Genomic DNA, 13,672 nt, shown 5'->3' with positions numbered 1-13,672 from the left:
GGGGCTCAAATGCGCTCAGGCCTTGTGGATCAGTGCTTTGAGTTGGTACAGCGCTTCCATTGCCTCCCTCGGGCTCAGCGCATCGGGGTTGATGCCTGCAAGCGCCGTCTCCACTGCGCTGCTAGCTTCCATTTCGATAGCAGGTGGAGCCGCAAACAAGTCCACCTGGGCTTGCGATGCCGTGGCCTGGGTTTCCAACGCCTCCAGCGTGTGGCGGGCCTGATTCACCACGGCGGCAGGCATGCCGGCCAGGCGGGCTACCTGAATCCCGTAGCTGCGGCTGGCCGGGCCGGGTTCGATGGCGTGCAGGAACACAATGTCACGCCCCGCCTCGGCGGCGCTCACGTGCACGTTCATGGCCGCGTGGTGCGTGGCTGGGAACTCGGTCAGCTCAAAGTAGTGCGTGGCAAAGAGCGTGAAGGCCTGCGTTTTGTCGTGCAGCTGGGTGGCAATGGCGCTGGCCAGGGCCAAGCCGTCAAAGGTGCTGGTGCCGCGGCCAATCTCGTCCATGAGTACCAGGCTGTGCGGCGTGGCGCTGTGCAGAATCTGCGCGGCCTCGGTCATCTCCAGCATGAAGGTGGACTGGGCGTTGGCCAAGTCATCCGCCGCGCCGATGCGCGTGTGGATGGCGTCGATCGGCCCCAGGCGGCAGGCCTTGGCGGGCACATAGCTGCCCATGCTGGCCAGCAGCACGATGATGGCAACTTGGCGCATGTAAGTGGACTTACCGCCCATGTTGGGGCCGGTGATGATCTGCATGCGCTGGCGGGCGCCCAGGCGGGAGTCGTTGGCAATGAAGTTGCCACTGCTTAGCTCTGCCAGCCGCGCCTGCACTACCGGATGGCGGCCAGCTTCGATGTCGATGCAGGGCTCTGCCACAAACTGCGGCGGGTTCCAGTCCAGCGTCAGCGCGCGTTCGGTCAGCGCGCACAGCGCATCCAGCGCCGCCAGCGCACGGGCCACGCGCGTGAGCTGAGGGATGTGCGCCTGCAACTGGTCCAGTACCTGCTCAAACAAATACTTCTCACGCGCCAGCGCACGCTCCTGCGCGCTCAGGGCCTTGTCTTCAAAGGCCTTGAGCTCGGGCGTGATGAATCGCTCGGCATTCTTCAAGGTCTGGCGGCGGCGGTAATCGTCGGGCACCTTGTCCACCTGGCCGGTGGTGACCTCAATGTAGAAGCCATGCACCTTGTTGAACTGCACGCGCAAATTTGCAATGCCGGTGCGGGCTTTTTCCCGCACTTCCAGGTCCAGCAAAAAGGCGTCGCAGTTGGTCTGGATGGCGCGGAGCTCGTCCAGGTCGGCGTCAAAGCCACCGGCAATCACACCGCCATCGCGCACCAGCGCGGCGGGCTCGGGGTCGATGGCGCGGGTCAGCAGGGCGGTGGCGTCGCCGGGCGGCAGCAAATGCTCGGAAATATGGGCCAAATAGCCCTCTAGCCCCCGTAGATGTTGCGCGAGTAGCTCTGTTTTTTGTAGCGTGACGACCAGCGCCACGAGTTCGCGCGGGCGCACCTGGCGCAGCGCGGTGCGCGCGGTGATGCGCTCCACATCGGCACAGCCCTTGAGCTGGCCGCGCAGGGTTTGCCACAGGTTGTTGCGTAAAAGTCCAATGGCCTGCAGCCGGTGTTGGGCCTCGGTACGGTCGCGCTGGGGCTCCAGCAGCCAGCTTTTGAGCATGCGGCTGCCCATGCCGGTCATGCATGTGTCCAGCAGGCTGAACAGCGTGGGGCTGTCTTCGCCGCGCAGGGTCTGCACCAGCTCCAGGTTGCGGCGGGTGGTGGTGGGCAGATCGATCAGTGCGTCGTTGCGCTGTACCTGCACGCTGTGGATGTGGGTAAGCGCCCGGCCCTGCGTGTGTTCGGCATAGCCCAACAGCGCAGCGCTGGCCGCGTGGGCCAGAGGAAGGTCTTGTGCGTTCCAGCTGCTCAGGCTGGCGGCCTGCAGCGCGTCCAGCAGTTTGCGCTGGCCCAGCGCGCTGTCAAATTGCCATTCGGGCCGGGCTGTCAGGTACAGCGCATTGCTGGTGGAGCGCAGGCGTTTGAGCTTGTCTTCAAAGCTGGTAGTGCAGCCCGCGCTGTAGGTCAGCTCGCTGGGCGCCACGCGGGTGATCCAGCCGTTCACCTCGTCGGGGGCACATTCGGCCAGAAACACCACACCCTGGGTGACAGACAACCAGGCCAGGCCGCAACGGTTGCGCGGACCCTGGTGCACGGCCATCAAAATGGATTCGGATTTTTCGTTCAGCAGCTCGGCATCGGTCAGCGTGCCGGGCGTCACCACGCGCACCACCTTGCGCTCCACCGGGCCCTTGTTGAGGCCGACTTCACCGGTCTGCTCACAAATGGCCACGGATTCGCCATGGCGGATCAGCTTGGCCAGGTAGCCTTCCATCGCGTGAAAGGGCACGCCGGCCATGACCACGGGCTGGCCGGCGGATTGGCCGCGCTGCGTCAGCGTGATGTCCAGCAGCCGCGCAGCCTTTTCGGCGTCGGCATAAAACATCTCGTAAAAATCCCCCATGCGGTAGAACAGCAGGGTGCCGGGGTACTGGGCTTTGAGACCCAGATACTGCTGCATCATGGGGGTGTGTTGCGGGTCGGGCACGGTCATGCGGGGAAGTCTATCAACATCAGCCCGCGCTCCCGGGCAGCCAACCCGCTGCCGCTATTCGCTCAGCCAGGGCTGGACAAACGCAAACCACCCACCCACCAGGTACAGCAGCACGCTGGCCCCGTACACCAGCCCAGCGGTTTTGCGCGTCTTCAGGCAGGCGTTGCGCAAGGCCGGGTCAGTGGGGCAGGGCGCGTGGCGGTTGCGCCACTGCAGCACACCACTGGCCAGCAGCATCAGGCCGGCAAAGGCAAACAGGCCCTCCTTGTGCTCACTGAGCCACACCAGCTGCGGAAACACCGCAATCAGCGACGACAGTGCGGCCCCTGCGCCGAGCGCCACCAGCAGGGCCGGCAGCGCGCAGCACACCAGGGTGCTGGAGCTGGCAAACAGGCTGGCTACCGAGGTCCACAGGCCGCTGCGGGATTCGACCACGCCGTCGGCACTCATTTGCGCCCCTTCAGTTCGGCCCGGATCTCGGCCACCGACTGCGGCACGGTTTCCATCTTCACCACGTCGTAGCCCGAGTCCAAGATTTCGGCGGCGATGGCTTTGTCGTCCAGTGTCTGGCCCTCTTTGGCTTCGATGGCCACGGTCTTCTTCTTGAGGTCGACAAACACCTCCTTGGTCGCCCCCATTTTGGAGATGCGCTTTTCGATGCCCTGGGCGCAGAACGCGCAGACCATGCCGTTGACGGTGACCTTCACGCTGGTGGTGGCGAAGGCGGGAAGCGCGGTCTGTGCCAATGCAACAGCCAGTGCGAGGGAGAGGGTGATTTTGGTCATGGAATGCTCCGAATCAAAAGATGTACATGAAGTTGGCGCGGACCTGGGAGGCATTGCTGACCCCCAGCTCCACGAAGTAGCGGTTGTGGATGAGGCGCAGCATGGGTGTCACTTCGGTGGCGTCGGACAGGCCGTTCATGCGCCGCGCCTCCACAATCAGCCAGGGCTGGGTCTGGTCGTAGTCCACCTCGTACAAGGAGAACCCCAGGCGTGCCGAGCCAAAGTCGTGATTGATGCCTTCGGCGCGGTACAGCCGAAGCGACGCCGAGGCGTAGACCCGCGTGGTCTCGTAGTCCACCTGGATACCAGGTGTCACCACGGTTTTGGCGCCGCTGAAGTCATTGCCCGTGAAGCTGCCCACGCCGCCCAAGAGCCAGACATTGGCCTGGGCCTCGGGCAGATTCCAGCGGCTCAGCAGGCGCGTGTAGGTGACCTCGTTGAGCTGCCGAGTGCGGGTCTCATCGTCCGAACGCATGGCCAGGGTGCTGAGGCCTACGGCGTCGCGCGGCGTTAACGCGTAGTTGACGAAGGCTTCCTTCCAGTTGGGTGCGAAGTCGCCCATGGCCATCCAGCTATCCTTAAAGCCCATGGGGCCGCACCAGGCTGGCAGCGCCAACAAGGTGCTCCCCAGTGCAAGGGCGATGCGCCGTGCGAGGCGCGGTGTCATCGCACGGGCTCCATCGCGTCGACCACCAGGTGGTCATCGCGCTCCACCACCGTAAAGCGCACCCGGTCGCCGACCTTGAAGGTGGTCAGGGCCACGCCCGCATCGACCTTGAAGGGCATGGTCATCGCTTCCATGCGGATGCTGCGGATGCGCTGGTGTTGCAGGGTGACGCGGGCTTTTTCAGGGTCCAGTTGGACGATGCGTGCGCGTGTCCAGTCGGGGGCGGCAAAGGCCGGCGCCGCGCAGACTAGCGCGGCTATCCATATTCCAAATTTCATGGTGTTTCCAAACAGCGGGGCCGTGGGTGCGCAAGGTGATTGGCGCTCCAAGCCCACAACAATGAACCCGCACGAGGACCGTGCGGACGTGGTGGGGCTGTCGGATCAGGAAATGGGGGGCTTGGCCGTGCGCAACAGGTCTGCGCTGGCAAAGCGGTCGGCCTGCGGGGCCGCGGGGGCCTGCGGCCGGGTTGTCGCAGCGAGCACCGCCATGGTGGGTAGTGCGGCCAGCGTCATGCACAGCTGGCAGGACTGGCAGTGCGCCAGGCTCTTGCCCTGCTCTTGCGGTTGGCCGGTGTCGCTTGTTGTGGCCTGGACCAGCATGGGGCAATCCGCTGGCATGGCCGACGCGCTCACTTGGCTGGCAGCCATTTGCACGGCCATGTGCTCTGCACTCCACCCACGCAGGGGCAGCAAGGCAATCAGCAACAGGATGAAGAGGTGGCGCACTGAGAGATGATAGTGCAACCGTTGTTTCCGGGTGGGGCGCAGGCCAAATTGGCTACCCGCACAGCGGGTAAATCAGGGGGTGTTTGGATGGCGTGCCCAGATTTCAGGCCCTATCATAGGGAGTCATCTCTACAGGCCCCCGCCTCACCGCAGTGCAGACCCGACCAGACCCCGTGTCTTCCGCTTCTCCCGCCCCGTGGGCGGGTGGTGGTATCGGGGCGCCTGGGTTGACGGGCTCGGTGTTCCAAACCGTTTTTGAATGCAGCCCGGAGGCCATTGCGCTGACGCGCGCGCGCGATGGCGTGCTGGTGGAGGTGAATACCGAGTGGCTGAGCCTGACGGGCTATTCCCGCGCCGAGGCGCTAGGCCGCACCGCAGTAGAAATGGGCCACTGGCTGGATCCCGAAGAGCGTATGCGCGTGTTTGCGCCCCTGTTGACCGGCGGACGGGTGGTGGACACCGACGTCACGCTGGTGATGCAGGACCGCAACCCGCGCGTGGTGCGCATGAACGCCGCGCTGATGCAGGAGCAGAACGAGCAGTACATCCTGATTTACCTGCGCGACGTGACCGCCGAGCGCCTGGCCCATGAGGCGCTGCGTGCGGGGGAGCAGGCGCTGGAGCACGCGAACGAAAAACTCAACCGCCAGGTCAAGCTGTACGAGGTGACCGAATCGGTGGCCAAGGTCGGCCATTGGGTGATCTACCCGGGCGACAGCATGGTGCACCTGTCGCGCGGCTATGGCGAGATCGTGCAGGAGCCTGGCCGTGCTTTGGTACCCAAAGAAAGCCTGCTGGCGAACGTGCTGGACGAAGACCGCGAGCGTGTGCTGCAGGCGCGCGCGCGCATGGATGGCCAGACGGTGGAATACCGCTTGCTGCGCCGCGATGGCAGCATGGTGTGGCTGCGCTCGCGCATGCACCGGCAGGTGGAGGGGGGGCAGGTGCGGGCCGACTTCGGCATCGTGCAGGAGTTCACCAGTGAGCGGCAGGCGCGCCAGGAGCTGGAGAACCAGTTGGCCTTTATTCAGAAGATCACCAGCCGTGCGCCCGGCATGGTGTACGAATTCCAGATGTGGCCGGATGGGCGATTCAGCTTTCCCTTTGTCAGTGCGGCGGTGCAGCAGCTGTTCGGCTTGACACCCGAAGAGGCACGCAACGACCCCTCTGCCATCATGCGGCAGGTGCACCCCGACGATGCACCCATGGTGAGCAAGTCCACCTGGGAGGCCACGAAGGCGGCCACGCCCTGGCGCTGCGAATTTCGCACTCGACTGGTGGATGGCAAGGAGCGCTGGGTGCTGGGCTATTCCCTGCCCGAAGTGCAGGCGGACGGCTCGGTGCTGTTTTGCGGTTCCATCACCGACATCAGCTCGCAAAAAGAAGCGTTGGCCCGGCTTCAGCTCAGCGAAGAGCGGTTTCGCAACCTGTCGGCCCTGTCGTCCGACTGGTACTGGGAACAGGACGCCGAGTTCCGCTTTGTGCGGGTGGACGGTGACGGCCATATCAACAGCTACTTGGCGCCTGAAGATGCGATGGGCCGCACGCGCTGGGATTCGGGGGCGCAAGGGGTCACGCCTGCCCAGTGGGAAACCCACAAGGCCCAGTTGTTCGCGCACGAAACCTTCCACGACTTTGAACTGCAACGCATTCGCTCCGATGGCACTTACATGTGGGCATCCATCAGCGGCGAACCGATGTTTGATGCCCAGGGTGTGTTCAAGGGCTACCGGGGCACGGGGCGCGATATTTCGGCACGCAAGCAGGCCGAAGCCGACATCGAGCGCCTGGCCTTTTACGATGCGCTGACCGGCCTGCCCAACCGCCGCCTGCTGATTGACCGGCTGAACCATGCCGTGGCCGCCAGCGCGCGCAATGGTCACCACGGTGCCTTGCTATTCATTGACCTGGACAATTTCAAAATCCTCAACGACACGCTGGGGCACCACATGGGCGACCTACTGCTGCAGCAGGTGGCGCAGCGGCTGCAGGAGTGTGTGCGCACCGTGGACACCGTAGCGCGGCTGGGCGGCGATGAGTTTGTGGTCATGCTCGAAGAATTGGGCATGGACCCGGCCGAGGCCGCAGCCCAAGCCGAGACCGTGGCCAAGAAGATTTTGCAGACGCTAAACCAGCAGTTCGCACTGGCCAGCCACAACCTGCACAGCTCGCCCAGCATTGGGGTCACGCTGTTCTACCAGCACCTGCACAGTGTGGACGAGTTGCTCAAACGCGCCGACCTGGCCATGTACCAGGCCAAGGGGGCAGGGCGCAACACGCTGCGCTTTTTTGACCCTGAAATGCAGGCGGCGGCCACGGCCCGCGCGGCCATGGAGACCGACTTGCGCCAGGGCATGCTGCGCGACGAGTTCATGCTGTACTACCAGTGCGTGGTGGACACCGAAGGGGTGCCCACGGGCGTGGAAGCCCTGCTGCGTTGGAAACACCCGCAGCGCGGCATCGTGTCGCCGGGCGAGTTCATTCCCATCGCCGAGCAAACCGGGCTGATCCTGCCACTGGGCCAGTGGGTTCTGGAAGCCGCCTGTGCGCAGTTGGTGGCGTGGAGCGCCAAGCCGCATACGCAGAAGCTGACCATGGCCGTGAACGTGAGTGCACGGCAGTTCAAGCACCGAGAGTTCTCCAACCATATCCTGAACCTGTTGCGCCTGACGGGTGCCAACCCCTATCGCCTGAAACTGGAGCTGACCGAGAGCCTGTTGTTGTCGGAGTTTGATGAAGTGATTGAAAAAATGAGCGAGCTGCGTTCCATCGGGGTGGGCTTTTCGCTGGATGACTTTGGCACTGGCTATTCCTCGCTGTCCTACCTCAAGCGCCTGCCGCTGGACCAGCTCAAGATTGATCAGTCGTTTGTGCGCGATGTGCTGACCGATCCCAACGACGCGGCCATTGCCCGCACCATCCTGAATCTGGCCGAGAGCCTGGACCTGGGGGTGGTGGCCGAGGGCGTGGAGACCGCAGGCCAGCGAGACTTTTTGCTGCGCAACGGGTGCAAGGCTTTTCAGGGTTATTTCTTCGGGCGCCCGGTGCCGGTGGAATTGCTGCAGTTGCCCAATCCATGAGCGGGGAGCAGCCGGTGAACCCCGAAACACCCGAGGCCTTGCAGGCCGAGTTGGCGCGTTTGCGCTCGGCGCTGGGAGCGGCCGAGTCGGCGGCGCGACGCCAGTACGACATGTTGGACGCGCTGTTTGTGCGCAGTCCGGCCGCCATTTCGGTCAATCGCCTCAGTGACGGCTGCTTTGTCGATGTGAACCGCCACTGGGAGAAGGTCACGGGTTACTCCTGGCAGGATGCAGTGGGTCGCACCACGCTGGAGCTGGGCTTTTGGCCCAGCCAAGAAGCCCGCGATGCCGCGTTTTCGCGGCTCGCACCGGCGCAAAGTCAACCCCAGCAAGAGGTGCCTTTCACGACCAAAGACGGACGCAAGGTGCTGTTTCTGATGAATGGCACGCGCATTGACATTGCCGGGGAGCTGCACGCTGTGGTGTACCTCAACGACATTACTCTGCAGCGCGAGGCCGAGGAGGCTGTGGCTGCGGGCGAGCGCGCCCTGCAGCTGGCCAACGAGGATTTGCGCGGCCAGCTGGAGCTGTTTGAACTGACCGAGGACCTGGCCCATGTGGGCCACTGGACCGTGACCCAGGGCCAACTACCCGTGTGGTCCAAGGGGCTGTACGCACTCTCCCACACACCGGTGCAGGGCGAGGTGACGTTCGAGGAGGCGCGTGTCCACATCCATCCGGAGGACCGGGCCGCCTTTCTGGACGCCCGGGCTCGCATGGATGGCACCGAGCTGGCCTACCGCTGGATCAACGATGGAGACGACCAACGGTGGTTGCGCACCCGCATGCGCCGGCACCATCGCAGCGATGGCTCGTTTGTGGACTTTGGTGTGGTGCAGGACTTTACCGAGGAGGCCCATGCCAAGCGCGCGCTGCAGGAGCGGCTGGAACTGATCCAGCGCCTGACCAGCCGCCTGCCCGAGATGGTGTTCCAGTACGTGCACTACTCGCAGCAGTATGGCAAGTTCACTTTTGTCAGCGAAGCCTGCCATGCCATTTTTGGCGTGACCGCCGAACAGGCGCGCAAGGACCCACGCAGTGTGTTTCGCTGTATCCATCCCGAAGATTGGCATGCCACGTTGTCCTCGATGCAGGACAGCGTGACGCGCAACACGACCTGGGCCCACGAGTTCCGCGTGCGCTTGCCCGACGGCACGGTGCGCTCGCTGTTCGGCAAGGCCGTCATGCAAATGGAAGTCTCGGGCCACCGTGTGGCCTACGGCTCGGTCACCGACCTCAGCGACCACAAGGCCTCGCAGGCCACGCTGCTGGAGAGCGAGGCACGCTTTCGCTCGCTCACCGAGCTGTCGTCCGACTGGTACTGGGAGCAGGACGCCGAGTTCCGCTTTGTGCGCTTTGATGGCGCGCTGAGTACCCAGTCTAGCCAGACCGGGGCGGGCAACCTGGGCAAAACGCGCTGGGAGATTGGCGCGCTCAACATGACCGAGCCGGACTGGAAGGCCCACCGCGAGGTGCTGCAATCGCATGCCGAATTCCGCGAGCTGGAGCTGCGCGATACCGATGACGAGGGCAACATCTACTGGATTTCAACCAGCGGTGCGCCCATGTTCGACGCTGAGGGGCGCTTCCAGGGTTACCGTGGGGTGGGGCGGGACATCACCGGGCGCAAGCTGGCCGAAGAGAAGATCGAGCGGCTCGCGTTTTTTGATGTGCTGACCGGCCTGCCCAACCGCCGCCTGCTGATCGACCGGCTGCAGCTCGCCCTCGTGGTGGCTGGCCGTGATCGGGCCGTGGGGGCTTTACTCTTCATTGACCTGGACAACTTCAAGGACCTGAACGACACCCGGGGCCACGACATGGGCGACATGCTGTTGCAGCAGGTGGCGCAGCGCCTGGTGGCCTGCGTGCGCCAGGCTGATACGGTGGCCCGCCTGGGGGGCGACGAATTTGTGATCATGCTGCACAACCTGGAGCACGACCCTGACCGTGCGATTGCGCAGGTGGAGTTGGTGGGCAAGAAGGTGATTACCAGCCTGAACCAGATGTACATGTTAGGCACGGTGGAGCACCACAGCACGCCCAGCATTGGCGTCACGCTGTTTGGCCAGCAGCGCCAGACGGTGGACGAGTTGCTCAAGCAGGCTGATCTGGCCATGTACGAGGCCAAGGCCGCGGGCCGCAACACGCTGCGCTTTTTCGACCCTGCCATGCAGGCCCTGGTGGCCGAACGTACCGCGCTGGAACAAGACCTGCGCCACGGCTTGCAGCGCCACGAGTTGGTGGTGTACTACCAGCGCGTAGTAGATGCGCAGCGGCGCACCGTGGGTGTGGAGGCCCTGGTGCGCTGGCGCCACCCGCAGCGTGGCTTGGTGTCGCCGATGGATTTCATTCCCATTGCCGAGCAGACCGGGCTCATCATTCCGCTGGGCCAGTGGGTGCTGGAAGTGGCCTGCCGCCAGCTTGCGCAGTGGGCGGAGAGCTCAGTCACGGCCATGCTGTCCATCGCGGTCAACGTGAGCGCCCGCCAATTCCGCCATCCCGAGTTTGCCCAGCAGGTGCAGGCGCTGCTGCGCAAGACCGGCGCCAACCCGCAGCGCCTGAAGCTGGAGCTGACGGAGAGTCTTCTGTTGAGCGACACGCAGGACGCGATCCTGAAAATGACCGAACTGCAGAAGGCGGGGGTGGGCTTTTCTCTGGACGACTTTGGCACGGGCTACTCGTCCCTGTCCTACCTCAAGCTGCTGCCGCTGCAGCAATTGAAGATCGACCAATCGTTTGTGCGCGATGTGCTGACCGACCCCAACGATGCCGCCATTGCCCGCACGGTGCTGGCGCTGGGCAAAAGCTTGGGGTTTGGCGTGGTGGCCGAGGGCGTGGAGACCGAAGGGCAGCGCGAATTCCTGCTGCAGAACGGCTGCACGCTGTTCCAGGGCTACCTGTTTGGCCGACCCTGCCCGGTGGAAGAGCTGTCCCTGCTGGACCAGCCCAGCAAAGGCGAGGCCCCGACCTGGGTGATCTGATTACAGCGGTGCGTCATCGGTAGCGCTGTCGCGGGCGGGCTGTGCCTGCGCTTCGCTGGCGGCAATGGCTGCCTGGCGCAGCGCAGCCTTTTCACCTGCAGGGGCAAACTTGCTGTACTTGCCCAGCAGTGTGACCATCTGGCCGTAAATGCGGGGGCTGCCGGCCAAAATCTCGTGCTGTTCCAGAAAATCGGCTTCACCGGTGAAGTTGCCTACCAGGCCACCGGCCTCGGTCACCAGAAGCGAACCCGCGGCCACGTCCCAAGGTTGCAGGCCCAACTCGAAAAAGCCTTCGGTGTAGCCAGCGGCCACATAGGCCAGGTCCAGCGCGGCGGAGCCGGGACGGCGCAGGCCGGCAGTGCGTTGCATCACGTCACCCATCATCTGCAGGTACTGGTTGAAGTTGTCGCCCTGGCGGAAGGGGAAACCGGTGGAAATCAGCGACTCGTTGAGCTGGGTGCGCTTGGAGACGCGGATGCGGCGGTCGTTCAGGTAGGCGCCACGGCCCTTGGTGGCGGTGAACAGGTCGTTGCGGCTGGGGTCGTACACCACGGCTTGCTCGATCTTGCCTTTGACGGCCAGCGCAATGCTGACGCAGTACACGGGCAGGCCGTGGATGAAGTTGGTGGTGCCGTCCAGCGGATCGATGATCCAGACGAATTCGGAGTCTTTGGCGCCGTGTTCGCTGCCAGATTCTTCGGCCAGGATGCCGTGGCCGGGGTAGGCCGTCAGCAGGGTTTCAATGATCGCTTGCTCTGCAGCATGGTCCACTTCGGTGACGAAGTCGTTGGCCTTTTTTTGCGAAACGCGTACGGATTCGATGTCCAGCGCCGCGCGGTTGATGATGTTTCCGGCAGTGCGGGCGGCCTTGATGGCCACATTGACCATGGGGTGCAGATTGAGCGTCATAGATTGTTGGGGGAAGAACTGGGAGGACCGGCTGGCGATGCAGGCGGCGACAATAGGCCTATTTTAACGGCAGGGCTAGGGTTGCGCACCCTAAGACCCCAAAACAGCCTCTCTCTCCCCGACACCGACCGTATGCACACCCGCTTTATCCTCATCAACACCAGCCATGCTGGCAATGTGGGCGCTGCCGCTCGCGCCATGAAAACCATGGGCTTTGACGACCTCGTGCTGGTGGCGCCGCGCTGGGCCAATGTGCTGCGCCGCGAAGAAACCATCCAGCGCGCCAGCGGCGCCCTGGACGTGCTGGACAAATGCCGCATCGTGGACACTCTGGACGAGGCGCTGGACGGCATCAGCCACTTGTGCGCCACGGCGATGACGCCGCGCGATTTCGGCCCACCCACCACCACGCCGCGTGAACATTTTGAGTTGCTATCAAAAGGGGAGCTGCTCGCGCAGGATGTACGGGGGCTAGAAGGCGATTTGGCATCTAACTCCGGTCAGTCCGGCGTGGGCTTTCTGTTTGGCTCCGAACGCTTTGGCATGCGCAACGAGGACGTGTACCGCTGCCATGTGTGCCTCTCCATTCCCAGCAACCCGCAGTTTGGTTCGCTCAATATTGGCGCCGCACTGCAGGTGATTGCCTACGAATGGCGCCTGGCGCTTGGGGGCTTTGGGGTGGATGTTGCCAGTCCGCCCAGCGCGCTGGCCGACGCCGCACAGGTGAGTGGCATGCTGACCCACTTGGAACAGTCGCTCATCGCATTGGAGTTTCTGGACCCGGCCGCCCCCAAGAAGCTCATGCCGCGCCTGAATGCGCTGTTCAACCGTGCCCAGGTGACGCAGGAAGAAATCCACATCCTGCGCGGCATTGCCAAAGCCATCCTGCAGCGCAGCGCCCAAGTACCGGCTACCGGTGGGGGATTGGTGGCGATAGACGGCAAATCAGACCTGAACGGGTAGACTCTTTCGCATGTTTTCACGCATCCGCTCCGATATCCAGTGCATTCTTGACCGCGACCCCGCTGCCCGCAGCACTTGGGAGGTCATCACCTGTTATCCGGGCCTGCATGCCGTGGTGTTGCACCGCGTGGCGCACTGGCTGTGGAACCATGGGTTCAAATGGCTGGGGCGTTTTGTGTCGCACCTGTCGCGGTTTTTCACGGGCATCGAGATCCACCCTGGCGCCAAGCTGGGCGCGCGCGTTTTCTTTGACCATGCCATGGGCACCGTGGTGGGCGAGACCGCCGAGATTGGCGATGGCTGCACGATTTACCAGGGCGTAACTCTGGGCGGCACCAGTCTGTACAAGGGCTCCAAGCGCCACCCCACGCTGGGACGCGATGTGGTGGTGAGCGCTGGCGCCAAGGTGTTGGGTGGTTTTGAGGTGGGCGATGGCGCCAAGATCGGCAGCAATGCCGTGGTGGTCAAACCCGTGCCTGCCGGCGCCACGGCCGTGGGCATTCCAGCGCGCATTCTCCCCAGCAAAGCCGGGGTGAGTGCCGATGTGACCACCGCCGACCGTAAGTTCACCGCCTACGGCATCACCCAGGAAGACGACCCGGTCAGCCAGGCCCTGCGCGGTCTGGTGGACAGTGCCTCCGGCCAGGACCACCAGATTGCGCTGCTGTGGAAAGCTATCGAGCAGCTCTCGGCCCGTGGCACGGCGGGCGACTGCGTGCCCAGCGATGCCTCGCGCAAAGAATGCTTTGAGGCGGAGAAGCTCAACCAGCTCATCGGAAAGTAAAAAAGGCCCCTCGGGGCAATGCCAGTCAGTTAAGCCGTACGTGATCTGAAGGGCTGTAAAAAGGGAGCGTGTTTCACGTTCCCTTTTTCTTTGATGAGCCTGCTGCAAAACACATTGGACGAAACTCTGGCGGCTTTGCCCGTCAGCGGGATGAGGGAGCTG

11 protein-coding genes are annotated in these 13,672 nt (G+C 63.8%); 4 read left to right on the top strand and 7 right to left on the bottom strand.

All coding sequences use genetic code 11. The features are described 5' to 3' along the window. Positions 1–15: 15 nt before the first annotated feature. From mutS to AC1DZ5_RS18375, 6 genes are all read right to left on the bottom strand, one after another. Entirely contained in the window at positions 16–2,613 is a 2,598-nt protein-coding gene (gene mutS, locus AC1DZ5_RS18400; RefSeq protein WP_477891707.1) for a DNA mismatch repair protein MutS, read from the bottom strand. A gap of 54 nt (positions 2,614–2,667) precedes the next feature. Further along, positions 2,668–3,063 (bottom strand): hypothetical protein, encoded by a 396-nt coding sequence (locus tag AC1DZ5_RS18395; RefSeq protein ID WP_477891705.1) that lies wholly within the window; start codon positions 3,061–3,063, stop codon positions 2,668–2,670. Further along, positions 3,060–3,398: a heavy-metal-associated domain-containing protein gene (locus AC1DZ5_RS18390; protein WP_477891703.1), complete on the bottom strand. Its 339-nt coding sequence runs from the start codon at positions 3,396–3,398 to the stop codon at positions 3,060–3,062. The genes AC1DZ5_RS18395 and AC1DZ5_RS18390 overlap by 4 nt, the downstream gene beginning before the upstream one ends. Before the next feature lie 13 nt (positions 3,399–3,411). Beyond that, positions 3,412–4,065 (bottom strand): hypothetical protein, encoded by a 654-nt coding sequence (locus AC1DZ5_RS18385; RefSeq protein WP_477891701.1) that lies wholly within the window; start codon positions 4,063–4,065, stop codon positions 3,412–3,414. After that, positions 4,062–4,343 (bottom strand): copper-binding protein, encoded by a 282-nt coding sequence (locus AC1DZ5_RS18380; RefSeq protein WP_477891699.1) that lies wholly within the window; start codon positions 4,341–4,343, stop codon positions 4,062–4,064. The genes AC1DZ5_RS18385 and AC1DZ5_RS18380 overlap by 4 nt, the downstream gene beginning before the upstream one ends. Positions 4,344–4,448: 105 nt before the next feature. After that, the gene (locus AC1DZ5_RS18375) at positions 4,449–4,793 is read right to left on the bottom strand and encodes a hypothetical protein (protein WP_477891697.1); all 345 of its coding nucleotides are present in this window, start codon (positions 4,791–4,793) and stop codon (positions 4,449–4,451) included. Between the two features lie 173 nt (positions 4,794–4,966). Between AC1DZ5_RS18375 and AC1DZ5_RS18370 the strand changes: the two genes are divergently transcribed. Further along, positions 4,967–7,873 (top strand): sensor domain-containing protein, encoded by a 2,907-nt coding sequence (locus AC1DZ5_RS18370; protein ID WP_477891695.1) that lies wholly within the window; start codon positions 4,967–4,969, stop codon positions 7,871–7,873. Further along, positions 7,870–10,854: a sensor domain-containing protein gene (locus tag AC1DZ5_RS18365; RefSeq protein ID WP_477891693.1), complete on the top strand. Its 2,985-nt coding sequence runs from the start codon at positions 7,870–7,872 to the stop codon at positions 10,852–10,854. Before AC1DZ5_RS18370 ends, AC1DZ5_RS18365 begins: the two co-directional genes overlap by 4 nt. Here the strand turns inward: AC1DZ5_RS18365 and AC1DZ5_RS18360 are convergent, their stop codons facing one another. Then, positions 10,855–11,763, bottom strand: coding sequence for an inositol monophosphatase family protein (locus tag AC1DZ5_RS18360; protein ID WP_477891692.1), 909 nt, complete (start codon positions 11,761–11,763; stop codon positions 10,855–10,857). A 132-nt stretch (positions 11,764–11,895) separates the two neighbouring features. Here AC1DZ5_RS18360 and AC1DZ5_RS18355 point away from each other — a divergent pair, with 132 nt between their 5' ends. After that, a complete protein-coding gene (locus AC1DZ5_RS18355) occupies positions 11,896–12,726 on the top strand; it encodes an RNA methyltransferase (protein ID WP_477891690.1) in 831 nt (276 codons plus the stop codon). A gap of 10 nt (positions 12,727–12,736) precedes the next feature. Then, positions 12,737–13,510: a serine O-acetyltransferase gene (cysE, locus tag AC1DZ5_RS18350; RefSeq protein WP_477891688.1), complete on the top strand. Its 774-nt coding sequence runs from the start codon at positions 12,737–12,739 to the stop codon at positions 13,508–13,510. Positions 13,511–13,672 lie beyond the last annotated feature (162 nt).

Source organism: Rhodoferax sp. P1_F3, assembly GCF_056405715.1.
This window is presented reverse-complemented; position numbering and strand designations above follow the sequence as displayed.

Bases quoted from the DNA above. Each gene is read 5' to 3' on its own strand.
- mutS (WP_477891707.1), bottom strand. From the start codon at position 2,613: ATGACCGTGCCCGACCCGCAACACACCCCCATGATGCAGCAGTATCTG.
- AC1DZ5_RS18395 (WP_477891705.1), bottom strand. From the start codon at position 3,063: ATGAGTGCCGACGGCGTGGTCGAATCCCGCAGCGGCCTGTGGACCTCG.
- AC1DZ5_RS18390 (WP_477891703.1), bottom strand. From the start codon at position 3,398: ATGACCAAAATCACCCTCTCCCTCGCACTGGCTGTTGCATTGGCACAG.
- AC1DZ5_RS18385 (WP_477891701.1), bottom strand. From the start codon at position 4,065: ATGACACCGCGCCTCGCACGGCGCATCGCCCTTGCACTGGGGAGCACC.
- AC1DZ5_RS18380 (WP_477891699.1), bottom strand. From the start codon at position 4,343: ATGAAATTTGGAATATGGATAGCCGCGCTAGTCTGCGCGGCGCCGGCC.
- AC1DZ5_RS18365 (WP_477891693.1), top strand. From the start codon at position 7,870: ATGAGCGGGGAGCAGCCGGTGAACCCCGAAACACCCGAGGCCTTGCAG.
- AC1DZ5_RS18360 (WP_477891692.1), bottom strand. From the start codon at position 11,763: ATGACGCTCAATCTGCACCCCATGGTCAATGTGGCCATCAAGGCCGCC.
- AC1DZ5_RS18355 (WP_477891690.1), top strand. From the start codon at position 11,896: ATGCACACCCGCTTTATCCTCATCAACACCAGCCATGCTGGCAATGTG.
- cysE (WP_477891688.1), top strand. From the start codon at position 12,737: ATGTTTTCACGCATCCGCTCCGATATCCAGTGCATTCTTGACCGCGAC.